This window comes from Bradyrhizobium sp., from assembly GCF_052389815.1.
Classification (GTDB): Bacteria; Pseudomonadota; Alphaproteobacteria; order Rhizobiales; family Xanthobacteraceae; genus Bradyrhizobium.
In genome coordinates, this window is the sequence record NZ_JBQTHN010000030.1 from 118,725 (window position 1) to 141,205 (window position 22,481).

Below are 22,481 nucleotides of genomic sequence, written 5' to 3' on the forward strand. Positions count from 1 at the left end.
CGATCCGTCGGGCCAAGCGACCTGACGCGGCGTCTCCACCTTCGACAAAGGGAATCACACCTGTTGTCCGGGCGTGATCATCGGATCAGCTTTAGAAGCGTCCGGAAGTCCTGCGTTGCGCCAGTGGCGTAATTCGTCGCAGTGCCTCGCACGATTCTGACGCAGTCCGGCTGAACCTTCTTCGATTTAATAAACATGAACTAAATTTTCGCGAGGACTGCCGTATCGAGGCCGATGTCTCCTCGAGGGGGCGCTCGATGCGCCAGATCCGTCGGTGATCGATCCCGGCGATCATTCGGACGGCTTTGCCTGAAGATCATTATCCGAAGTGCGCTCCCATGCGCGCCGGCTCGCCGGCCCGCGAATCTATTGCGATGCACCACTGAAATTCCTCTTGACGGCACTGGAGGTTCAGTATCTCATGTTTAGTAAACAAGATACTGAACATTGCGCCTGGAGGCAGCGACAAGGAAATCGGCGGTGGCCCTCGTGCCCGTTCCTCTCCTTGAACCTCTGTCTCAGCCCGGTCCGGGCTCCAATGCGTCGGGCCGCTTTCCGGATGAGGCGCTCCGGAAGCTGCGAGGGAATGCATCAGGAGGAGGAAAGGCACATGCGGAAATTGACGACTGGAATGAGGTCGAAGCGGGCGGGCCGAGCGCTGGCTCTCTTCGCGGGCGTGGCGTTGTCGGCCCTCGCGAGTGGGCCGGCGGCGGCGCAGGGCAAGCAGCTGACGCTATGCTGGGCGGCATGGGACCCGGCCAACGCGCTGGTCGAGCTCGGCAAGGATTTCACCAAGCAGTCCGGCATCGAGATGAAGTACGAGTTCGTCCCGTGGACGAGCTACGCCGACCGCTTTCTCAACGAGCTCAATTCGCACGGCAAGCTGTGCGACCTGATCATCGGCGACAGCCAGTGGATCGGCGGCGCGGCGGAGAACAAGTGGTACGTCAAGCTCAACGACTTCTTCGCCAAGGAGAACATCTCCATGGACGATTTCGTCCCGGCGACCGTGACCGGCTATTCGCAGTGGCCGAAGAACACGGCCAACTACTGGGCGCTGCCGGCGATGGCCGACGCCGTGGGCTGGACCTATCGCAAGGACTGGTTCTCGCGTCCGGACATCCAGGCCGCCTTCAAGGCCAAGCACGGCCGCGACCTCGCGCCGCCGAAGACCTATGACGAGCTGAAGCAGATCGGGGAATTCTTCCAGGGCCGCGAGATCGACGGCAAGAAGGTCTACGGCGCCTACATCTTCACCGAGCGCGGCTCCGAAGGCATCACGATGGGCGTCACCAACGTGCTCTACAATTACGGCTTCAACTACGACAACCCGAAGAAGCCGTACCAGATGCAGGGCTTCGTCAACTCTGCAGATGCTGCAAAGGGTCTCGAGTTCTACAAGGGGCTCTACAAGTGCTGCACCGCGCCCGGCATGACCAATGCCTACATGCAGGAGGGGCTTGATGCCTTCAAATCGGGTCAGGTGGCGATGCAGATGAACTGGTTCGCCTTCTTCCCCGGCCTCTACAAGGATCCGAATGTCGGCGGCGACAAGATCGGCTTCTTCGTCAACCCGGCCGGCCCGAAGGCGCACTTCACCCAGCTCGGCGGGCAGGGCATCTCGGTGGTTGCCACCTCCGATCGCAAGGACGATGCGCTGAAATACATCAAGTGGTTCGCGCAGCCGGCCGTGCAGCAGAAGTGGTGGGAGCTCGGCGGCTATTCGGCGCTGAAGGCCGTAGTCGAGGCGCCCGGCTTCCCCAAGAGCGCGCCGTTCGCGCCGCAGTTCCTGGCGTCGATGGCGATCGTCAAGGACTTCTGGGCCGAGCCGTCCTATGCGCAGCTGCTGCTCGACATGCAGAAGCGCGTGCATGACTACGCCGTCGCCGACAAGGGAACGGCGCAGCAGGCGCTCGACCTCCTGGTCAAGGACTGGTCCAAGGTCTTTGGCGAGCAGGGCAAGCGGGTTTCCGCCGAATAGCGCCACGTGAACCCTACTCAACAACAGCCTCTCCGGACCGGTAGTCCGGAGAGGCCCAAAACCCCCGGCACAGCGATGACCACGATCACCCAACCCGATGACGCCGCGATTAGCCGCATCCCTTCCCGGACGCATTCCCGTCCGGCCTTGCGGAGCCGCGGCCTGTCCGATCGGACCATTGCCTGGCTGTTCGTTGCGCCGACGATCGCGCTCCTGCTCGCGATCAATATCTTTCCGCTGGTCTGGATGATCCGGCTGTCCTTCACCAGCCTCAATCTCAGCATGTCCTATCTGCCGCTGCGGGTCGTCGGCCTCGACAATTTCACCGATATCCTCACCGACGAGGACGTCTGGATTCGCCTGCAGACCACCGCGCGCTTCGTGATCTCCTCGGTGACGCTGCAGGTGATCGTCGGATTTGGCCTGGCGCTGCTGATCAACCGCCAGTTCCGCGGCCACAGTTTCTGGACCACTGTCATCCTGCTGCCGATGATGCTGTCGCCGGCCGTGGTCGGCAATTTCTGGACCCTATTGTTCCAGCCGCAGATCGGGCCGTTCAACTACCTGATCAGCCTGTTCACCGGCGTGCCGCCGAGCTCGTTCAGCATGACCGGCGAGGTGGGCCTCGCGCCCTGGACCATCGTGCTGGTCGATACCTGGATGTGGGCGCCCTACGTCATGCTGATTTGTCTAGCCGGGCTTCGCTCCATTCCCGACTACATCTACGAGGCGGCCGAAGTCGATCGCGCTTCCGCCTGGCGGCAGTTCTGGTCGATCACGCTGCCGATGACGGTGCCGTTCCTGATGCTGGCCGTGCTGTTCCGCGCCATAGAGAATTTCAAGATGTTCGACATGGTGAACCTGCTGACCTCGGGCGGGCCGGGCTCCACCACCGAGTTGGTGTCGATCACGCTGAAGCGTGCCGCGTTCGAGAAGTGGCGCACCGGTTATTCCTCGGCGCTGGCCATCATCCTGTTCGTCACCGTGTTCGGTGCCGCCAACATCTATGTGAAACTTCTCAACCGGGTGAAGCAGCGATGACCATAGCCGCCCATTCCGTTGTCCAGGCTTCGCCGCGCACGAAGATGTTCGCCGGTGCCTTCGTCATCCTTTACGCAGTTATTACGATCCTGCCGCTGCTCTGGATCGTGGCGACCGCGTTCAAATCGCAGAGCGATGCCATCGCCTACCCGCCCAAGGTGATCTTCCAGCCGACGCTGGAAGGCTTCGTCAACCTGTTCACCGTGCGCACGCGACAGACGCCGGACTTCATCGCCAAATTGCCGCCGCCCGAAACCTGGTACGACAAGCTGGTGCGCGAGCGCGACATGGTGATTGCCGGGCCGTCCAAGGTGGTGCCGCGCTTCACCAATTCGCTGATCATCGGCTTCGGCTCGACATTCCTGGCGGTATTCCTCGGCACACTGGCAGCCTATGCCTTCTCGCGCTTCCGCATTCCGCTCGCCGATGACCTGCTGTTCTTCATCCTGTCGACTCGGATGATGCCGCCGGTCGCAGTCGCGATTCCGATCTATCTGATGTACCGCCACCTCAACCTGACCGACACCAGGCTCGGCATGATCCTGCTCTATACGGCAGTGAACGTGTCGCTGGCGGTCTGGCTGCTCAAGGGGTTCATCGACGAGATCCCGCGCGAGTACGAGGAGGCGGCGCTGGTCGACGGCTATACCCGGCTGCAGGCACTGCGCAAGGTGGTGCTGCCGCAGGCGGTGACCGGGATCGCTGCGACCGCGATCTTCTGCCTGATCTTCTCATGGAACGAATATGCCTTCGCAGTGCTGCTCACCAGCGGCGAAGCGCAGACCATGCCGCCGTTCATTCCCTTCATCATCGGCGAGGGCGGCCAGGACTGGCCGGCGGTTGCGGCGGCCACGACGCTGTTCGTCATTCCGATCGTGCTGTTCACGATTCTGCTGCGCAAGCACCTGCTGCGCGGAATCACCTTCGGAGCAATGCGCAAATGAACGCTTCTGCAAACAGACCGATCGGCGTCGCGCGCTGGTTCCGCCGCGGACCGTGGGAAGCCATCGCCATGAGCCTCATCGCCGGCGGCATCGTGATGCTGGTGCAGCCGCTGTCGATCGACCTTTACAGCTATTCGTTCGTGACGATCCTGGCCGGCACCGTCGGCTATGTCGTCGTCAGCCACTTTCCGGAACAGGGCGGGTAGCCATGGCGCAGATCCGCGTCGAAAACCTGCGAAAATCGTTCGATCAGTTCACCGCCGTGCAAGGCTCGAACTTCACCATCGATGACGGCACGTTCTTTGCGATGCTCGGCCCTTCCGGCTGCGGCAAGACCACGACATTGCGCATGATTGCGGGCCTGGAGCTGCCGACCGACGGACGTATCCTGCTCGACGGCGAGGATGTCACCTTCAGCCGCGCCGCGGCGCGCGACATTGCCTTCGTGTTCCAGTTCTTCGCGCTCTACCCGCACATGAACGTCGCCGACAACATCGGCTTTCCCCTGAAGTGCCAGGGCATGGCCCGCCGCGAGATCCGTGGGCGTGTCGCCGAAACGGCGCGTCTGCTGCGGATCGAGCATCTGTTGTCGAAGAAGACCTCGGGACTGTCCGGCGGCGACCGCCAGCGCGTCGCGCTCGGCCGCGCCATGGTGAGGCGGCCGAAGGCGTTCCTGATGGATGAGCCGCTCGGCGCGCTCGATGCCGAATTCCGCCATCTGATGTGCCGCGAGCTGCGCGATCTGCACGATCGCATCGGAGCAACGACGATCTATGTGACGCACGACCAGCTCGAAGCGATGTCGATGGCCGACCGGATCGCGATCATGAATGGCGGCCGGGTCGAGCAGATCGGCTCGCCCCAGGAAGTCTATGACCGCCCGGCGTGCCTCTTTGTTGCCGATTTCATCGGCTCGCCGCCGATGAACTTCCTGCGCTTCGAGGGTAGTCTTCAGCCGAATGACGAGGCGGTCAGCTTCCACGGCGCCCGCATCGCGGTGCCGGCGATACGCGAGCCGCGCGCGGCGGGGCCGCTGGTGCTGGGCGTTCGCCCGGAACATATCCGCTTTTCCGATGCGGCAGAGGTGCGCGGCAGCGTGTTCGGCGCCGAATATCTCGGCACCACGCAGATCGTGACCGTCGATACCGGCTACGGGCGCGTCGCGGCGCGGCTGCCGTCGAGCACGACGGTTCGGATCGGAGAGACGGTTGGTCTCGCCTTCCGCTCCGAACGGCTTTCGCTGTTCGACGCGCAGAGCGGATCGGCGATCCGTACCGCGATCCACGAGGGGGTCGGCCATGGCTGATGTCAATTTGCGACAGGTCAGCAAGCGTTTCGGAATGACGGAGGCCGTTTCCGATCTCTCGCTTGCCATCGATGACGGTGAGTTCGTCGTTCTGCTCGGGCCGAGCGGTGCCGGCAAGACCACCACGCTGCGGCTGGTCGCTGGCCTCGAGCGTCCCGACGCCGGCGCCGTCCTGATCGACGGCCGCGATGTCACCGTGGCGCCGCCGGGTTCGCGCGACATGGCGTTCGTATTCCAGCAATATTCGCTCTACCCGCACCTTTCGGTGTACGACAATCTTGCCTTTCCGCTGCGCTCTCCGGTGCACCGCGTGCCCGAGCCGCAAATCCGCAAGCGGGTCGAGCAGACCGCGGAGCTCCTGCATATCGCCGGCAAGCTCAACAATCGCGCGACCCGGCTTTCCGGCGGCGAGATGCAGCGGGTGGCGATCGGCCGCGCGCTGGTGCGCGATCCCGCGATCTATCTGATGGACGAGCCGCTGTCGTCGCTCGATGCCAAGCTGCGCGCCGAGCTCAGGCTCGAGCTCAAGCGCATCCAGCTCGAGCTCGGCGCCACCATCCTCTACGTGACGCACGACCAGGTCGAGGCCATGACGCTGGCCTCGCGCGTCGGCGTGATTCGCGATGGCAGGCTGCTGCAGGTCGGCACACCGCGCGAAATTTACGAGAATCCGGCCGACCGCTATGTGGCGTCGCGGCTAGGCACGCCCCAGATCAATTTCCTGCCCGTCGCGCTCGCTCCCGACGTGCCGGCCCCGCCCGGCACCGAGACCATCGGCATCCGTACCGAGCATCTGCAGATCGCCTCCCGCAACGGCGGAGCGCTTATCGGGCGTGTGCACCGGATCGAGCATCTGGGCGAGCAAAACCACGTCCATCTCGAGTACCGGGGCCAGACCATGATCACGCTGGCCGATCCCCATCAGCCGCTGCAGGCCGGCGAGGAGGTTGAACTTCGCCTTCGACATCCGCTTTACTTCGATGCCGCGGGGCGGCGAATCCCCGCCTCGCCTGAGTAAAGGAACATGACCATGTCCCTGCAACCCGACACGTTCAAAACCCTGGTCAAGGCCGCGGCAGAGCAGGTCATTGCCAGCGCGCCGGAATTGACCGCGCTCGACCAGGCCATCGGCGACGGCGACCACGGCGCCAACATGAAGCGTGGATTTGAGGCGGTCCTGAGCAAGCTCGACACGATCGGCGCCCAGCCGCTCGACGAGGCCCTCAAATCCATCGGCAAGACGCTGGTGATGACCGTCGGCGGCGCATCCGGGCCGCTCTATGGCAGCTTCTTCCTTGCGGCAGGCGAGGCGCTGTCGCAGCACAAGTCATTGCCGGAAAACCTCGCCGATGTGTTCGGCAGCGGCGTCAATGCGGTCAGCGCGCGCGGTCGTTCGCATGCCGGCGAGAAGACGATGCTCGATGTGCTGGTCCCCGTGCTGGAGACATTGAAGACCGAAGCCGGCCGTCCCGACCTGATCGAGCGGATCCGCGCTACCGCCAGCGAATCGGTTGAGCGAACCGCGCCGATGCAGGCGACCAAGGGCCGGGCATCGTTCCTTGGCGCGCGCAGCATCGGGCATATCGATCCCGGGGCAAAATCAAGTTGTGTGATGCTGCATGCGGTGTGCAGCACGCTGGAGGAAAGGACATGAGCGACATGGTCGGCATCGTGATCGTCTCGCACTCGAAAGACGTCGCCAAGGGAACCGCTGACATGGTCCGTCAGATGGTCGGCAACGAGGTCAAGGTCGCGTTCTGTGGCGGCAATCCGGACGGTGGACTGGGCACCAGCGTCGCCGGGATCATCGAGGCCATCGATGCGGCATGGTCCGCCAAGGGTGTCGCCATCCTGGTCGATCTTGGCGGCGCGGAGACCAACAGCGAAATGGCCGTTGAGATGCTGGAGCCGGCGCGCCGCGACCGCGTTGTCGTGTGCAACGCACCGATTGTCGAGGGCGCGGTCATGGCTGCGACTGAAGCTGCGGGCGGCAGTTCGCTCGATCAGGTCAGGGCGGTGGCCGAGGAACTTTCTGCCGGCTAATGCGCCGGCCGGATGAGATTGGATATGAAGATGCTCGAAACAGCGAAAACCAACGGTGAGGCGTTCACAGGTACGGTGCGCCTGATCCATGCGGTCGGCATGCACGCCCGTCCTGCGGTCAAGCTCACCAAGCTCGCCAAGAGATTCCAGGCGCACGTTGCGGTCCGGGTCGAGGGCGCGGCTGACTGGATCAACGCCAAGAGCGTCGCCAAGGTGATGGCGATGCGCGCGGCTCACGGCAGCATCATCGAGATCAAGGCCTTGGGCGAGGATGCGCAGGCCGCGGTCACGGCGCTGGTCGATCTGGTCGCCGCCGACTTCCCGGACAGGGAGCGCTGACATGCAGCAAGACGCGGCACGGCTGGCCTACCGCGGCAGAACCGCCTCGATCGGTTTTGCCCATGGGCAGTTCGTCCGCGTCAATGCCGGCGCCAGCAGCAAGCGCGCCGCCGGATCGCCGGCCCAGGAAGCGGAAGCGTTTCGGGGCGCCGTTCACGCGGCCAGCAGGCAGATCGCCGAGGTTGCCGCCGCCGCGGGCGGCGAAGCCGCGCAGATTCTCGAATTCCAGGTGGCGCTGCTGGAGGACGAGGAATTTCTCGATCCGGCCTTCACCCTCATCGACGATGGCGTGGCGGCCGATGCCGCTTTCTCCCGCATCGTCGACGAGCAGATCACCGACTACAATTCTGCGCCGGACGAGTACCTGCAGGCGCGCTCCTCCGACCTTGCCGACTTGCGGGATCGCGTGTTGCGCATCCTGGGTGGTGGCGAGAGCCGGACCGTGAGCATTCCGCAAGGCGCCGTGGTGTGCGCCGACGACCTGCCGCCGTCACGCTTCCTCGAGATCGACTGGTCGGCTGGCGGAGGCCTCGCTTTATTGCGCGGCAGCCCCACCAGTCATGTGGCGATGCTCGCCCGCGCGCGCGGCATTCCCATGGTGGTGCAGCTCGGCTCGGTATCCAATGCCTCCATGGCGCTGCTCGACGGCGAGGGCGCGACGCTGGAGCTGGATCCCAGCGCCGAGCAGATCGGCCGGTTCGAACGGCGGCGCGAGGTTCACCGCAAGAACCGCGCCTCGGCGCGCGCGATCCTGCGGCGGCCGACGGCCTCCTGGCGCGGCGAGCGGATCAGGCTCCTGATCAACATCCAGCGTGTCGAGGACCTCGAGCATGCCGATGCCCAATATGCCGACGGCATCGGGCTGATGCGCAGCGAATTCCTGCTCGACGGTCATGGCGCCTTGCCGGACGAGGAGACGCAGTATCAGGCATATGATGCCGTCCTGCGCTGGGCCGGCCAGCGCCCAGTCACCATCCGCACCTTTGACGCCGGTGGCGACAAGCCCGTGGCCGGCTTTACGCCGGAAGGAGAAGCCAACCCGTTTCTCGGCCTGCGCGGATTGCGCCTGTGCCTGAGCCGTCCGGATATCTTTATGGTTCAGCTTCGCGCGCTCGCCCGGGCGGCGGTACGCGGCAATCTCAAGGTCATGCTTCCGATGGTCACCGCGCCGGCCGAGCTGGAAGCGGCGCGAAAGCTGTTCGCGGAGGCTGTAGCGTCCTTGCAAGCCGATGGCGTTGCCGCGATGCTTCCGGAGCTTGGAATCATGGTCGAGGTGCCGGCGGCGGCCATGGCCGTTGCCGAGTTCAAGGCGGCATTCTTCTCGATCGGCTCGAATGATCTTGCACAATATGTCCTCGCCTGTGACCGCTCGAACGGAGTTCTCGCCTCGCTGATGGATCCGCTGCATCCGGCCGTGATGGAATTGATTGCGCGCACGGCGGAGCACGGCCGGCGCTCCGGCACGGCGGTCAGCCTGTGCGGCGACATGGCGAGCGATCCGCGCTGCATTCCCGCGTTGCTCGATTGTGGCCTGCGCGAGCTTTCGGTCAATTCCTCTGCGCTTGCGCAGATCAAGCAGACCATCGACCGCTTGAGCAGCGGAGGATCCGGTGGCTGAGACCGTGTCGAATGAAGCTGCGGAAGCGGGCGCCGTCGCCGTCTACAAGCGCATCTTCAAGGAGGTGCTGGACAGCCGGCCCTCGGGCATGCGGCTGCGCCTTGCCAATGCCATCGGCAAGAACCGCAGCTTCGTCAGCCAGATTTCCAATCCGGCCTATCCGGTGCCGATCCCGGTGCAGCATCTCAACACCATCTTCGAGGTCTGCCATTTCCCGCCGCAGGCCAAGACCGCGTTCCTGCGCGCCTATGCGCGGGCGCATCCGCGCCGGGTCGGCCGGCTGACCGACGGTCCCCACGACCGGGCGCTAACGCTGCATCTGCCCGATCTCGGCAGCGCCAAGAAGAATGCGCAGCTCGACACGTTGCTGCAGGAGTTTGCGCGCCGGCTGACCGCGATCATGCGCGGCGAAAAATGAGCCAGGTTTTGCGGGGAGGGTGACGTGAAGAAGTTCGTCAATTCCGTCGACACGATGCTGGCCGAGAGCCTCGATGGCTTCGCCGCGGTTAATGCCGATATCGTCGTGCTCGGCGCGGAGCGCAAGTTCGTGATGCGACGCGCCTTGAACCCGCAGAAGGTCGCACTGGTGTCCGGTGGCGGCAGCGGCCACGAGCCGCTCCACGCCGGCTTTGTCGGCCGCGGCATGCTCGATGCGGCCTGTCCCGGACAGATCTTCACCTCGCCGACGCCGGACCAGATCGTCGAGGCAGCAGCGGCCGTCGGCGGCCGCGCGGGTGTGCTGTTCATCGTCAAGAACTATGCGGGCGACCGCATGAATTTCGAGATGGCGGCCGAGCTGTATGAGGGAAAGGCGATGAGCGTCGTCACCAATGACGACGTTGCGGTCGAAAAATCCACCCACAGCGAGGGCCGGCGCGGCGTTGCCGGCACCTTGGTGGTGGAGAAGATCGTCGGGGCGGCGGCGGAGAAGGGAATGGATTTGCAGCCGTGCGCCGAACTCGCCGCCGACGTCAACGCGCGGACCCGCTCGATCGGCGTGGCGCTGACCAGTTGTACCGTGCCGGCCGCCGGCACGCCGACCTTTGCCTTGGGCGAAGGCGAGATGGAGATGGGCGTCGGCATTCACGGCGAGCCCGGCCGCAAGCGCATGAAGATCGGCGGCGCCGACGAGATCGCCGAGCAGATGGTTGGCGCGATCCTCGGCGATTACGAAGCCGGCGCTTCCGGCCGCGCGCTGCTGCTGGTCAACGGCTTCGGCGGCACGCCGTCGCTGGAGCTTTACCTGATGTACAACGCAGCGCGCCGGATCCTGCAAGGACGAGGGATCACCATCGCGCGCTCGCTGGTCGGCTCCTACGTGACCTCGCTCGAGATGGCCGGATGCTCGATCACCCTGACCATGCTGGACGACAATCTGATCAGGCTGTGGGACGAGCCGGTACACACCGCGGCGTTGAGGTGGTGAGCTTCCGTTGATGCAGGCGTCGATTTGAGATTCCGTCCTGGCGGAACATGGACCAGGGTGATGATCCGCCCATGCGTTGTCGGATTTTCCCGGCTTCTCTCCCTAATTTAGACTGGCCGCGCTTTCGGGCGCAGCATTTTCTTGGCAGGATGAGGTCGGGGACGGGCGTGAGAACCGTCGCCGCGAACACGATCGATTTGGTCGTATCCATCGAAGCCTCAGTCAGCAACCACGGCTCGGCGCATGACCTTTTGCGCCTTGGCGTGATCGACAGCGAATGCCAGCGTCCCATAGTGCGAGCCCCAGGAGCCCGATCCGTTTGGGACGCGGGTGCCGAGGAAGATGTCGACCACGTCCTGCGTGCTGTGGCGCAGAAGCTCCGCGCCCTGCAACAGACGCGCGATCGCTTCGGTCATCGGACGGGCGGCAAATTCGTCTTCTACGGCTTCGCGGATCAGCGTCTCGGTGTGCAGGACCATGGCATCGAAGCGGGCGTCCTGGCCGTGTAGAGGGCGGGTCTCGTCGAAGAGTGCCTGGATCGTGCGCGGATCCTTGGCCATCGCGCGGCGGACATCCATGCACATCATGTTCGCGGCGCCTTCCCAGACGCTATTTAGCGGAGCCTCGCGGTAGAGGCGGGCCATCGGGCCCTCCTCGATGAAGCCGTTGCCGCCGTGACACTGCAGCGCTTCGTACGCGATAGAGGGGACACGAGAGCAGTTGAAGAACTTGGCAGCGGGCGTAGTCGCGCGGGCGAAGAGACGTTCGTGCTCGGAGTCCTTCATCTGGTCGGTCGCCTTGGCGACGCGCAGAGCCAGGAGCGTCGCGGCCTCGACCTCGACGGCCATGTCAGCGAGGACGTTGGTCATCATCGGCCGCTCCGCGATCGAGGTGCCGAAGGCCTTGCGTGTCGTGGTATGCTGCAGCGCCAGCGTGAGCGACTGACGCATCAGGCCGGCGGAGCCGATCGCGAAGTCCAATCGCGTCAAGTGGGCGTGCGAGAGGATCTCGCGGATGCCGTGGCCTTCCTCGCCGACGCGGATCGCCATCGTGCCGGCGTACTCGACCTCGCTGCTGGCGTTGCTCCTGTTGCCGCTCTTCTCCTTGAGGCGCTGCACGAAGAAATTGTTGAAGCTGCCGTCGGGCAGCGTCCTCGGCAGGAAGAAGCAGGTCACGCCGCCGTTCACCTTGGCGAGCGTGAAGAATCCGTCCGACTGCGGCACCGAGCAGAACCACTTGTGGCCGGTCAGTTCGTACCAGTAGGCGGTCTTGCCGTGGTAGTTCTCCGAATGGGAGAAGCGCGCGGTAGTCTGCGTCTCACGGAGATCCGAGCCGCCTTGCTTCTCGGTCATCGCGTAGCCGATGACGACAGACGGCTTCTGCGCCACCTCGTTGCGGCTGAATTCGTATTCGGTACCCTTGACCTTCTCGGCCCAGATCGCCAGCGCAGGCTCGGCTTCGAATCCAGCGTAGGAGGCGTAGGCCATGCCGGTCGGGCAGGCGGTCCCCGACTCGACTTGATTCCAGACGTAGGACAGCACGGCGCGCGCATAATGGCCGTTTTTCTGGTTGGTCCGCCAGGCCAGGTTCGGCACTTCGTGCTTCCACGCGAGCGACATCAACTGGTGCCAGCTCGGATGAAAGTCGACCCAGTCGACGCGGTTGCCGAAGCGGTCGTGCGTCTTCAGTTCGGGAACGTGCTTGTTGGCGAGCCGGGCGAGCTCCTGCACCTCCTCGTCGCCGGTGACGGCGCCGAGCGCCGCGCAGCGGTCCGCGGCCCAAGGCGCCTCGCGCTCGATCGCGGCGCGCAGCACGGCATCGCCGGTGAAGGCGTTGAAGCCGGTAGCAGGCTTGGCCTGGTTCAGGACCTCGTGCGTGCCGTAGCGGCTGGCGGGAGAATCGAGGGTGTTGGACGAAAGAGCCTGGTTCATGGGGACGTCTCCGGATCGCGTCTGAATTCGTGAACGCCGCAAATCGCCGACGGGAGTTGCAGCGGCAGGACCGAATTTCGGCTCATTTTTATCGCCTGCCCCACGAAAACAGAATTACAATTCATCTCTCACAGTCAGCCAAATTCAGATTTTTCAGCCAATTTCGGTGTCGGTATTGACATGGATCAGTTTCAATTCAAGATGAAAACGAATTGGATTTCATAATTGGTGATGGCCGATGGCGACCAGGGAAGTCCGTGCACTCGACAAGAAGACGCAAATCCTCCGGGCTGCCCGCGGCGTGGTGATGGACGGCGGATTCCAGGAGCTTCAGATGAATGCGGTCGCTTCGGCGGCAGGCATCGCGGTCGGAACGATCTATCGATACTTCCCGTCGCGTGCGGATCTCTGCGCCACCATCGTGAGCACGGTTTCGCAGCGCGAGGTCGACGTTCTGTCAGGGATCGCCGTCGCGGAAGGAGAGCCGTCGCAGAAGGTTAGGGACGCGGTCCGCACCTTCGTGCTGCGAGCCGTGCGCGGCAAGCGCCTCGCCTACGGCCTTATCTTCGAGCCGATCGATCCGGAGGTGGAAAGCATGCGACTGAAGTATCGACTTTCCGTCGCGCGGGTCTTCGAGGCCATCATCAAGGAAGGCCTCGCCGCCGGCGAATTCCGCAAGGTCGACGTCAGGGTTGCCGCTACCTGTCTCGTCGGAGCCTTCATGGAAGGTCTGATCAGCGTTCTCGCGCCCGGATTTGGCGGCGTCCCGTTGCAAACCGAAGAGTTCGCGGATTCCATCGCCGATCTATGCCTCGCCGCAGTCGCGAAGCCAGGCAACCGCTTGCTTGAGCGAGGGCGTCCCGTGACCGGCGCGTTGGAGGCCGTCTCACTAAAGAAGTCCTGAGCGGCCGAAGAGAGAACGGCCAACAGGAGCGCTCCCGTGGCCATCGGCCGACCGCTTCGCCCGATCGATGGACGCGGTAACCGCGTCGGTTCACCTGGAAAGGACAACGCAGATGGGCAACATGAAATTGCTTTCCCTCGGTGACATCAAGTCTGCCGTCTCGCTCGATGAGTGGCAGACCCGGATCGATCTCGCCGCCTGCTACCGATTGATGGCCGTCTTCGGGATGACGGACCTGATCTACAACCACATCAGCGCGCGCGTTCCGGGCGAGGAGGGAAGCTACCTCATCAACCCGTACGGCATGCTGTACGAAGAGATCACCGCGTCGAACCTCGTCAAGATCGACGTCGGTGGCAACACGCTCCTGCAGCCCGATCACGGCTACAACGTCAACGTCGCCGGCTTCTATCTCCACGCCCCCATCCACAAGGCGCGGCCGGACCTTCATTGCATCATCCACACGCATACCCGCGCGGGCACCGCCGTAAGCGGCCTGAGCGAAGGACTGTTGCCGCTGTCGCAGACGGCAATGCGCTTCCACGGGCGTGTCGGCTACCACGATTTCGAAGGGCCGGCGATCAGCGGAGAGGAATGCGATCGCGTGGTCCGCGATCTTGGTGCACATGACGTGCTCTTGTTGCGTAATCATGGGCTGCTCGTCGGCGGCCGCACGATCCCGCAGGCCTTCAACGCTATCTACTGGCTCGAGAACGCCTGCCGCATCCAGGTCGATCTCCTGGGCTGCAACCGGCCGGTCCATCAGCCATCGCCCGTTGCGATCGACAACACGGTGACCTGCTTCGCCGGCAGCGAGATCACGTTGCTCAACGAAGCGAATACCAATCCCACGCTCAACGAAGGCGCGAGGCAGAATTCGGGTGGATACGGATCGCTGGAATGGGCGGCCCTGCTGCGCAAGCTGGACCGGCTCGATCCGTCTTTCCGGAATTGAGCGGATGTCCAGCGAAAAGTTCGGATTCATCGGATGCGGCAGCGTCGGTCGAACGCTCGCGCAGGCCTTCAGTCGGGCGGGACATCAGGTCGTCGCCGCCTGGAGCCGGGGCGGCGAGGGCGCGCGCCTGATGCAGCGCGAGGTCGAGGGGCTCCGCACGCCGGCGAGCGCGCAGGAAGTGGCGGACGAGTGCGACTTCGTCTGGTTGACCGTTTCGGACGATGCCATCGCGTGCGTCGCCGACGGTATCGTCTGGCGGCCCGATCATAAGGTCGTCCACTGCAGCGGCGCGACCGATATCGATGCGTTGACGAAGGCGAAGTCGGCCGGCGCTGGGATCGGAGGCTTCCACCCGCTGCAGATGTTCACCGATCCCGCTGTCGCCTTGCGGGGCTTGCCGGGCGTCGCGGTGGGCATCGAGGCCGAGGGGCCCGAGCTCCTTGAGACCCTCAAGCGGCTCGCGGGAGACATCGGCTGCACCACCTTCGGGGTCCCTCGCGGGCAGCGGGCGATCTACCACGCCTCGGTCTACTACGTCGGCCCCTTCTTCATCGCGCTGCTATCGGAAGCCGTGGCGATCTGGAAGACGTTCGGAGCCGGCGAACGCGAAGCCTTGAACGCGTTGCTGCCGCTTCTCGCCGGCACGACCTCGGCCGTCACCAGCAGCAGCCTAGCCAAGGGCATGGGCGGCTGCGTCGCGAGAGGCGATGTCGGGACGGTGCGCCGACACCTAGTCGCGATGGATTCATTCAGTCCGAGAGCGGGCAAGCTTTATCGCGCGCTGTCGGAGCGGACCATTCCTTTGGGACTCGAACTGGGAAGCCTGACGACTTCAGCCGCGGACCAGATCCGCGAAGCGCTGTCGGCCGCAACAGCGGCCGACCTCTAAATAGTCATTTCGCGAGGAGGAAACGTGGTGCACACCATTCCGGGACTCATGCAAGTCAAGCAACTGATGTTCAGCGACTTCATCGGTTATGCCCAGAAGCACCATCCGAGGCGGGAGATCGTCTCGCGGGATGCGCAACACGCATCGCCGAACTGCCGGTGCATGAGCGCGCAGCCGATAGTTCCGGCCCGCAAGGCTGGCTCTCAGGGACGTCCAATGAATGGCGGGCGGTCATCTCGATCGCCCGCAGCTTCCGGGACATGAGAGTTCCAGCGGACCACTTCAGAAACATGGTCGATCGTTATGGGCCGTTGGATGATGGAAGTGCGTCGCGCTGTTTCGCCTTTTCTTGCGATGGAGCCGCCGAATCTACGACCGTGCGGCGAAGCCATCGCCAGATCAGATGCGCAGCAGCAATTTGCTGACTGCTGAAGTATTGGCGAGGAGAGAAGCGATAAGCTTCTGGAGCGGTAGGGCAAGTGCCGCCGCGATGATGAATTGCGTTGCTGATTTGCCCGACGTGTCAAATGTCTTCATGCCGTCGCTCCATGCGTCCCTGCCGGCAATCCCGGCTACTTTGCATGGGGTTGTTTTCGATATTTTGTCGGGAGCAGGACGGCGCCGGTCTTGGACCGCGTGCGGCTCGCGCCCCAGTCCGCCTTCGCCCTGCGGGCTTTGGCGCGACAGTCTTCGCTCGCTTCGCTGAGCGCTTGTGGCAACGGGCTTGCCAAGCCGTAGCTCGCGAAGCGAGCGAAGGCTGGTGGGCCCGGCAGCGGCCACATGAAGCCCCTATTCTTGAGAGATTTCGTAGTCTTACCAAGATGTTGAATCAACGAGTGCCAACAAAAATACCAACAAAATTGCCAAGGGGAAGAAGGTCGGTCTGCCGCCCCTACGCGCAGTCATCAGCTGCGCTCCGGTCGAACGACCAAGGTGGCTTGATGGCCATCAGTCGGAAAATATTTTGGAAGTTGATCCGGGTACGCGCCGTCCGATGGCTGACCGGACGGTGCGGTGAATCAATTGATTACTCGGCGAGGGCGTGATCGAGATCGGATTCGCCTATCACGACGGCGACGTAACCGTTCTCAAAGTCGGTGGAATACTTCTTCAAGAGCCTGGAAGATCAATCTTGCATCTGGCGAGGCTTGTGATCGGCCCGGCTCTCGTCCGTTTCGCTCAGCTGGCGGAGCCGTGTCAGAAACGCGGCAAGGTCGGCAGCGTAAAACAACGTCTTCTTGCCGAACTTGACGCGCTTGAGGTCACCCCGTTTGACCGCTGCGTACAGTGCAGTGCGACCGATGCTGAGCAACTCAAGTGTCTCGTTGACCGCGTACGCAACCTTCGAAAAACCGAGGGCCGAAGGGTCGATATCAACTCCGGTGCTCTTATCGTTGTTCACACTCGACACTGCCTTGTTCGTCGAAACGTGGTCATAGGATTTGCGAGGGTGAGCCATCGTACGCATTGTGTCACGCGTCTTCGCGAAAATGAACAGCCCAAGTCTGCGCCGTACTACGCTATGCGTCCCCTCAGCGGGCGCTGAGTCGCGATGCTGTAGCAGAACGCCCCTGACCAACGTACCGCGGCCTTGGAATCCCCGGAGGAGGCGTCTGTAACGGATGTCGAATCCCGGCTTTGGCAGCCGACGGCAGATTGGCGCCATCAATGAAGACCGCGATCCCGTTGCAATGTTCTGTCATCGCGATCTCGCGGCTCAAGCCACGTCTGCACTGGGAGAGCGCATCGAGCCGGGCCCCGGCGCATCCGGTATGGAACGCGTGAGCCAGAGAAAACCAAACGACGCGGCGATGTGCGCAAGCGCGACGAAGCCCATCGCATTTAGCCTGTCCGCGGTAAACAATGCGCCGCCTATTCCCGCTCCAATGGTCTGACCCAGGTAAACCGCCGTATTGTTGACGGCGACCGACGCCGTCGCCAGCGATGGCGCCTTCGTGATCAATCTGACCTGCTGCATCGCGGCTACGGCGGCAAATCCAAAACCCCAAATGGCTGCACCGGTGGCCATCGAAAGATAAATTCCGGCGCCAAAGGCCCAAAGTGCGACACCAAAAACCATGCAGGCCATGAAAACGGCGGATGTCTTGAAGGCGCCCCATGTTTGAACGACGCGAGACGCACAGATGTTTCCGGCGAGCGTCATCCCCCCAAACAGCGCGAAGACGGTGGCGATTCGGCCGGGCGTCGCGTTCGTGAGCTGGATCAACAAGGGACCGGCAAATGCAATGACGACGTACTGACCGATGGCTATCAAGCACGTGATCAGCAACAGCAACACGAGATCGCGGCTCCGTCCGACTTTACTCCAGGTTGCAAAAATGATCGGCTTCCCCTGAAGCCCCTTTGGCAACCCGCGAAGCAGTGCAAGAAAGCTAACAGCCGCAAGGGTGCCAACAAGGCCATAGGTCGCCCGCCAACCTATGTGGGGCGCGATCAGAGAAATCAGCGGCAGCCCGGCCGCGATCGCGACAGCCCAGCCAAGCAGGATGGAAGAGATTGCAGCGGCGCCCTTTTCCTCCGGGACCAACAAAGCCGCAGCACCGGCGGCCAAAGGCGTAAAGCCGCCGGCGAAGGCGAGCATCGCGAGTTGGATTGACAACAGGCCCGGATAGCCGGGCGCAAGCGCGGAAGCGGCTTGCCCCATCGCAACCCACAGCATCATTGCGCTCAGGAGCGCCCGCCGATCGATGCGGCTCGTGATCCAAGCTACCAGCGGCGGCGACAGACAGACAACGGCAGCGCTCGAACTGATCAACAGTCCGGCAGTGCCGATGGTGATGCCAAAGTGCGAGGCCAGTTCCGCCAACATCCCGACTGGGGCGAGTATGCTGAGACCGACCACAAAGTTGCCCAGCGCCAATGCAACGAGGGAAAGTCTGCTTTGCATCATTTCTATCTCTCGATCGTCGGTATTGGGCCCATTGATACGGCGGTCAAACGCGCGTCGATTTCTGCGCGGCGCGGCAGGCGATCATTGGTTCATCAGGTCACGGCGAGCACGCGCGGGCTTCGCCCGCATGAACTGGGTTTCAGCGAATTTCTCGGCGATTTCGATCAGCATGCGGCGCAAGGCTCTATTCTCGATCTTCAACGTGGCCTCGATGAGGGCGACCCCGTCCTTCGTGGCCATGAACCTCGAGAGCGGCGTGCGGCCGGCGGTGGTCCGGCCATCATTGACGCATTCGTAAAATTCCGCGATGTCGCAATTGAGCACTTCGGCAATTTTCAGCAGCCTGCTGGCGCCAATTCGGTCGGCGCCGCTTTCATACTTCTGGATTTGCAGAAACGTCACGCCTAACGCCTCTCCGAGAATGGCTTTACTCACCTTGGCCCGCAGCCGGCGCGATCGCACGCGCTCGCCAATCAACGCATCGATCTCGCCGGTGGCGTAGCTATTCTTGCCCATGGTTATTCCTTCTGACGACGACAGCCGCCGCAGAGACGGAGCGTGGTGCTTTTCGAGACGACATCGTGGAAGACTGTCTCCAGCTCTCTTTCCTGGCGGACCTGGCGATCAGTTCGACCAGCTCGCCCAGGCAGCTGCGGATCGACCGATCCGAAATGTCCGCATAGGCGGTCAGCAATTTGAGCACGGTCGCGTCTGTAATGAGCTTCGCCGGAGCGGCACGCCCCTTCCCCTTGCCGCGTGAGATATCCGCATAGTCTCCGAAAAGAGTAGTGATCGGGACGTCGAATATTTCGGCGATCTGGGGAAGGCGCCCGGCACCAATCCGGTTCGTACCTTTCTCGTACTTCTGCACCTGCTGAAACGAGACGCCGAGCTGCTTCGCAAGTTCGCTTTGGGACATGCCCAGGATCAGTCGATGAGCGCGAATGGATTCGCCGAGCTGGCCATCGCTGGAATTCGGTTTCCTCTTTTTCTTCGCGGGGTTCCGGGACTTTCCGACCGGTCGGTCGTGAGTGGGGTCAGTCTGTTTCGTCATCTGGAAATTGCACGACTTTTGGGGGACCAATCGAATATCACAATCTTAGATATAATATCGGTTTGACCGTTCTCCTCCTTTGTAGGACCGCGCGGCGAGCTCGCTCCGGCCACTGTCCTCGCGCTCGCCAAGGTTGTCACCGGCTTTTCCGCGCCACACGTGCACCGGAGAAAGCCGCCCCACAAATTCACGCGAAGAGTATGGTCGGATCAGTTCAACGCTGACGTTGAACTGATCCACATCTTGCCGCCTTCCGTACGCCAAGACGGTTCTATTTACTCGTCACAACCTTACGTGGCGAGGAGGCCAGTTGTGGAACATAAGATGAGGACCATTAACCCCGACCACAATCAGATCCGCTGTGAAGTCGTGACGACGTATGAACAGATGCTGCACGCGTATGCCATCCGCGCCATCTGTTTTATGGAGGAGCATGGCGTCAAAGCGCAGCAGACTTTCGACGGCAACGACTACCAGGCAACCCACGTCATCGTTTATTCGAGCGACGAGCCGATTGGTACCTTGCGCATTCGCTGGTTCAGGGATTTCGCCAAGTTTGAGCGCACCGCTTTTCGCGAGGCATACCGCAACATACATACCCTGAAAGCAACCGCCGATTTCTCGTTCAATCATGTCGCGCGCAAGGGATTCGACAAGGTCATCACTCACGCTCAGCCGAAGTACGCTCGGCTGTGGAGAATGATTCTCGGGTTCAAGACTGTCGAGGGCAAGGGACCTCTCTATTTCGAGGGCCACGAAGAGCCGTATACCGAACTGGTCAAGGAACTCGTCCTTCCACCCAATGCGATTTCCGCCGGCACCGATTCGGCAGTTCTGTTCCGAGTGGAGGGCTCCTGGGACGCGCCATCAGAGTATGAGACCGCGGCTGCCTAGCACGCGAAGTTTTCGACGACACCATCGAACCAGATATGCGAAGCGGGTGCCCTCTTGGATTTTTTCCGATCCCATCTGATGCAGGTAGTCAGCATTCACCGCGCCATGTTTGAGAAACTGCTATTCGAGGAGGAATCGGCCGTGGGTCCGGAGCTTGCGGAACTATTCGAGGATGCCGGTAAAACGTATCTGAAAATCGCCGAACGGATCACTAATCGTTGCCAGTCCCGCCTGCCTGTTCAAGATTGAACATCTTCCGGAACCCAGCGTCGTACTCGCTCGGCGCATTGTTCAATTTGAATTCGTCGCTGAACCATGGATTGCTTCCGCCAAAAATGCCAGCCAGCCAATCGAATACGAGACGGACAGGGCGAGCCTGCAGACGCTCGGTGAGCGCGAGCAGAAAAAGCGGGACCGAAATCCTCAACCCGATTTCCAGCGGTACAAAACACGGCTCCACGAGCGTGTAGCTGCCAAGCAACCCGATTCCGTGCCCGGCTTTGACCAGCATACCGTATGCGAATGAATTGTCGCAGTAGTGAGCGACGCGCCCGCGCGACGCAGCTTGCTGCCAGCTATCCCACAGGCCGGTTCTTGCCGAATAGTACTCGGATTGAATGAAGCTATGCTGTTCCAGATTATTGCTCGTCGGTAGCCCTCGATTCCTGATATAATCTTTTGCGACGATAGGAATGAAATGAAGCTGACCCAGTTTTGTGAATTGTATATCGGATGAAACGCTTGGAGCAAATCCGATCATCATGTCGGTCTGGTTCTCCCGCAAGTCGATATGATTGAGCGGGCTTTTCAGATGAAGTTGAATCTTCGGATATTGTGCGGAGAACTGCAACAGCGCCGGCGCAGCGAAGAGCGCGTTTAGACCATCTGTGATACTGACGCGCACCGTCCCTTCTGCTTCACGAGTCTCGGCTTTCAGGTTGCTCGTAATGGAGTAGAGCGTGTGGTCAAGCCTTGACAGGGCACGCGCGAGCGCTTCTCCCTTCTTGGTTAGCTTCACGCCACGCGTGGTCGAGATGAAAAGTTGCGAGCCTACCGCGTCCTGGAGGCGCTTGACTTGCCGGCTCACCGTCGGCTGGCTCGTGTTGGTGATCTCCGCGGCCCGGTTGAACGACTTGGTCTTTGCCACGGCGAGAAAAACCCGCAACTCGCCCCAGAACTGACCGCTCAGGAGCACCTCGTCATCGAGCGGGTTCTTGTTGAACGACCGCTGTTCTTCGTCAAATGGGAGCATCGCTTTGTCGGGCGGGCGCATGGCTTTCCCTGGGAATGGATCGAACGCAAAGTACAGCTTATACGTGTCGATAACCCCGAGTCTACTCGTACGTTGAGCGCATCCGCCCCGCGCGCCGAAGGGCAGCCCTCGGCAAATACGAGGGAAGAGCGGCGCGATCTCGCCGTCGATCCAGTCCCAATCGACTTTGCCGGCAAGCAGAGCCAGCTCATGCTTCATATGTTGTCTCGGCCAGCAGCGACTGGACGCCAGAAAGAATGAGCGACGCGCCGGAGATGGTGCGGTCGGAATAGGTTTCCACGATGGTCCAGCCCTCGTGAACGGCGCGCTCCCGGCACTGGCGCAACTGGTCTTCAATGGAAGCGTCACGCTGATGGTCGGAGGAATAGCGGGCTTAGAGCAACGCGGGTCATCGCAGAAATCCTTTCAATCCCTATCGGCCTCGTCCTCTGTTCTCCTCGGATACGATGGGCCTGTTATCGTTGGCGGCGTGCAGCCTCTCAAAGTCTTCCCTCGCCATGCGGCGGCCGATGATGCGGGCCAGCGCCAGCGCGGCGCGGTCGACGCATTGCCACGTCCCGGCGTGCGATTGGTCGCTCGCATCATTGTTGTCGTTAGCCGGAACGATCCGGCCTGGTTCTCTGTCGCTCTCGTTTTCCAGGCCGTTCCCGCTCTCGAATGAAGACAAGCGGGCTTGAAGCGGCAGCAAACTCAGGATGAGAAGTCACAAATAATCGCCAGAGGATCGTAGCGCCGAAACGGCCCGTCACGCGAACTGCATGGCCTTCTGGACCGGCAAAAAGATAATCCGGTGGACCACAATAAAACCAAGTCGCTATCCCTTCGTCGTGGGTTGCGAGCGCTGTGCGTCTCCAATCCGCTTTTGTCTGCTTGATAAGCCACCACCGGGGCGGGGGGGGGGGCCCACCGAGGGGCCCCCGCACGCGGGGGGGCGGGGCACACCCCCCACACGGGAGGACCCCCGCCCGGGTC

Annotated in this window: 25 protein-coding genes; 17 read left to right on the forward strand and 8 right to left on the reverse strand. The window is 62.4% G+C overall.

Annotated features, from left to right (window positions below):
- Positions 1–631: 631 nt before the first annotated feature.
- The 12 genes from ACT4OC_RS07125 (at position 632) to dhaK (ending at position 10,698) form a co-directional block, all read left to right on the forward strand.
- The gene (locus tag ACT4OC_RS07125; protein ID WP_444838287.1) at positions 632–1,981 is read left to right on the forward strand and encodes an ABC transporter substrate-binding protein; all 1,350 of its coding nucleotides are present in this window, start codon (positions 632–634) and stop codon (positions 1,979–1,981) included.
- Positions 1,982–2,056: 75 nt separating this feature from the next.
- Positions 2,057–3,022 carry a carbohydrate ABC transporter permease gene (locus ACT4OC_RS07130; protein WP_444838262.1) on the forward strand — a complete coding sequence of 322 codons (966 nt, stop codon included), beginning with the start codon at positions 2,057–2,059 and terminating at the stop codon, positions 3,020–3,022.
- Positions 3,019–3,966, forward strand: a complete 948-nt coding sequence (locus ACT4OC_RS07135; protein WP_444838263.1) for a carbohydrate ABC transporter permease — start codon at positions 3,019–3,021, stop codon at positions 3,964–3,966. The genes ACT4OC_RS07130 and ACT4OC_RS07135 overlap by 4 nt, the downstream gene beginning before the upstream one ends.
- Positions 3,963–4,172, forward strand: a complete 210-nt coding sequence (locus ACT4OC_RS07140; RefSeq protein ID WP_444838264.1) for a hypothetical protein — start codon at positions 3,963–3,965, stop codon at positions 4,170–4,172. The genes ACT4OC_RS07135 and ACT4OC_RS07140 overlap by 4 nt, the downstream gene beginning before the upstream one ends.
- A gap of 2 nt (positions 4,173–4,174) precedes the next feature.
- Positions 4,175–5,272 (forward strand): ABC transporter ATP-binding protein, encoded by a 1,098-nt coding sequence (locus ACT4OC_RS07145; RefSeq protein WP_444838265.1) that lies wholly within the window; start codon positions 4,175–4,177, stop codon positions 5,270–5,272.
- Positions 5,265–6,290: an ABC transporter ATP-binding protein gene (locus ACT4OC_RS07150; RefSeq protein ID WP_444838266.1), complete on the forward strand. Its 1,026-nt coding sequence runs from the start codon at positions 5,265–5,267 to the stop codon at positions 6,288–6,290. The genes ACT4OC_RS07145 and ACT4OC_RS07150 overlap by 8 nt, the downstream gene beginning before the upstream one ends.
- Positions 6,291–6,302: 12 nt before the next feature.
- Positions 6,303–6,926 carry a dihydroxyacetone kinase subunit DhaL gene (dhaL, locus tag ACT4OC_RS07155; RefSeq protein WP_444838267.1) on the forward strand — a complete coding sequence of 208 codons (624 nt, stop codon included), beginning with the start codon at positions 6,303–6,305 and terminating at the stop codon, positions 6,924–6,926.
- The gene (gene dhaM / locus ACT4OC_RS07160; protein WP_444838268.1) at positions 6,923–7,315 is read left to right on the forward strand and encodes a dihydroxyacetone kinase phosphoryl donor subunit DhaM; all 393 of its coding nucleotides are present in this window, start codon (positions 6,923–6,925) and stop codon (positions 7,313–7,315) included. Before dhaL ends, dhaM begins: the two co-directional genes overlap by 4 nt.
- A gap of 24 nt (positions 7,316–7,339) precedes the next feature.
- Positions 7,340–7,654 carry an HPr family phosphocarrier protein gene (locus ACT4OC_RS07165; RefSeq protein ID WP_444838269.1) on the forward strand — a complete coding sequence of 105 codons (315 nt, stop codon included), beginning with the start codon at positions 7,340–7,342 and terminating at the stop codon, positions 7,652–7,654.
- A gap of 1 nt (position 7,655) precedes the next feature.
- On the forward strand, positions 7,656–9,272 hold the full coding sequence (ptsP, locus tag ACT4OC_RS07170; protein ID WP_444838270.1) for a phosphoenolpyruvate--protein phosphotransferase: 1,617 nt from the start codon (positions 7,656–7,658) through the stop codon (positions 9,270–9,272).
- Positions 9,265–9,690 carry a hypothetical protein gene (locus ACT4OC_RS07175; protein WP_444838271.1) on the forward strand — a complete coding sequence of 142 codons (426 nt, stop codon included), beginning with the start codon at positions 9,265–9,267 and terminating at the stop codon, positions 9,688–9,690. The genes ptsP and ACT4OC_RS07175 overlap by 8 nt, the downstream gene beginning before the upstream one ends.
- Positions 9,691–9,714: 24 nt before the next feature.
- Positions 9,715–10,698: a dihydroxyacetone kinase subunit DhaK gene (dhaK, locus tag ACT4OC_RS07180; RefSeq protein WP_444838272.1), complete on the forward strand. Its 984-nt coding sequence runs from the start codon at positions 9,715–9,717 to the stop codon at positions 10,696–10,698.
- 218 nt (positions 10,699–10,916) lie between these two features.
- Here the strand turns inward: dhaK and ACT4OC_RS07185 are convergent, their stop codons facing one another.
- Complete coding sequence (locus ACT4OC_RS07185) at positions 10,917–12,629, reverse strand: acyl-CoA dehydrogenase family protein (RefSeq protein ID WP_444838273.1); 1,713 nt, start codon at positions 12,627–12,629, stop codon at positions 10,917–10,919.
- A gap of 238 nt (positions 12,630–12,867) precedes the next feature.
- On the opposite strand from ACT4OC_RS07185, the gene ACT4OC_RS07190 reads away from it, so the two are divergent.
- The 3 genes from ACT4OC_RS07190 (at position 12,868) to ACT4OC_RS07200 (ending at position 15,377) form a co-directional block, all read left to right on the forward strand.
- Positions 12,868–13,533, forward strand: a complete 666-nt coding sequence (locus ACT4OC_RS07190) for a TetR/AcrR family transcriptional regulator (RefSeq protein ID WP_444838274.1) — start codon at positions 12,868–12,870, stop codon at positions 13,531–13,533.
- A gap of 67 nt (positions 13,534–13,600) precedes the next feature.
- Entirely contained in the window at positions 13,601–14,488 is an 888-nt protein-coding gene (locus ACT4OC_RS07195) for a class II aldolase/adducin family protein (protein ID WP_444838275.1), read from the forward strand.
- 4 nt (positions 14,489–14,492) lie between these two features.
- Positions 14,493–15,377 (forward strand): Rossmann-like and DUF2520 domain-containing protein, encoded by an 885-nt coding sequence (locus ACT4OC_RS07200; protein WP_444838276.1) that lies wholly within the window; start codon positions 14,493–14,495, stop codon positions 15,375–15,377.
- A 399-nt stretch (positions 15,378–15,776) separates the two neighbouring features.
- On the opposite strand, the gene ACT4OC_RS07205 is transcribed toward ACT4OC_RS07200, so the two are convergent.
- From ACT4OC_RS07205 to ACT4OC_RS07225, 5 genes are all read right to left on the reverse strand, one after another.
- Positions 15,777–15,914 (reverse strand): hypothetical protein, encoded by a 138-nt coding sequence (locus ACT4OC_RS07205; protein ID WP_444838277.1) that lies wholly within the window; start codon positions 15,912–15,914, stop codon positions 15,777–15,779.
- Between the two features lie 589 nt (positions 15,915–16,503).
- Entirely contained in the window at positions 16,504–16,779 is a 276-nt protein-coding gene (locus ACT4OC_RS07210; protein WP_444838278.1) for a helix-turn-helix domain-containing protein, read from the reverse strand.
- A gap of 315 nt (positions 16,780–17,094) precedes the next feature.
- Complete coding sequence (locus ACT4OC_RS07215; RefSeq protein WP_444838279.1) at positions 17,095–18,288, reverse strand: MFS transporter; 1,194 nt, start codon at positions 18,286–18,288, stop codon at positions 17,095–17,097.
- A gap of 81 nt (positions 18,289–18,369) precedes the next feature.
- On the reverse strand, positions 18,370–18,804 hold the full coding sequence (locus ACT4OC_RS07220; protein ID WP_444838280.1) for a helix-turn-helix domain-containing protein: 435 nt from the start codon (positions 18,802–18,804) through the stop codon (positions 18,370–18,372).
- On the reverse strand, positions 18,791–19,342 hold the full coding sequence (locus ACT4OC_RS07225) for a helix-turn-helix domain-containing protein (protein ID WP_444838281.1): 552 nt from the start codon (positions 19,340–19,342) through the stop codon (positions 18,791–18,793). Before ACT4OC_RS07225 ends, ACT4OC_RS07220 begins: the two co-directional genes overlap by 14 nt.
- Positions 19,343–19,666: 324 nt before the next feature.
- On the opposite strand from ACT4OC_RS07225, the gene ACT4OC_RS07230 reads away from it, so the two are divergent.
- Positions 19,667–20,236: a hypothetical protein gene (locus ACT4OC_RS07230; protein WP_444838282.1), complete on the forward strand. Its 570-nt coding sequence runs from the start codon at positions 19,667–19,669 to the stop codon at positions 20,234–20,236.
- A 211-nt stretch (positions 20,237–20,447) separates the two neighbouring features.
- On the opposite strand, the gene ACT4OC_RS07235 is transcribed toward ACT4OC_RS07230, so the two are convergent.
- On the reverse strand, positions 20,448–21,509 hold the full coding sequence (locus ACT4OC_RS07235; protein ID WP_444838288.1) for a LysR family transcriptional regulator: 1,062 nt from the start codon (positions 21,507–21,509) through the stop codon (positions 20,448–20,450).
- Between the two features lie 187 nt (positions 21,510–21,696).
- Entirely contained in the window at positions 21,697–21,834 is a 138-nt protein-coding gene (locus ACT4OC_RS07240; RefSeq protein WP_444838289.1) for a hypothetical protein, read from the reverse strand.
- Between ACT4OC_RS07240 and ACT4OC_RS07245 the strand changes: the two genes are divergently transcribed.
- The gene (locus ACT4OC_RS07245) at positions 21,805–22,170 is read left to right on the forward strand and encodes a hypothetical protein (RefSeq protein ID WP_444838290.1); all 366 of its coding nucleotides are present in this window, start codon (positions 21,805–21,807) and stop codon (positions 22,168–22,170) included. The genes ACT4OC_RS07240 and ACT4OC_RS07245 overlap by 30 nt on opposite strands.
- Positions 22,171–22,481 lie beyond the last annotated feature (311 nt).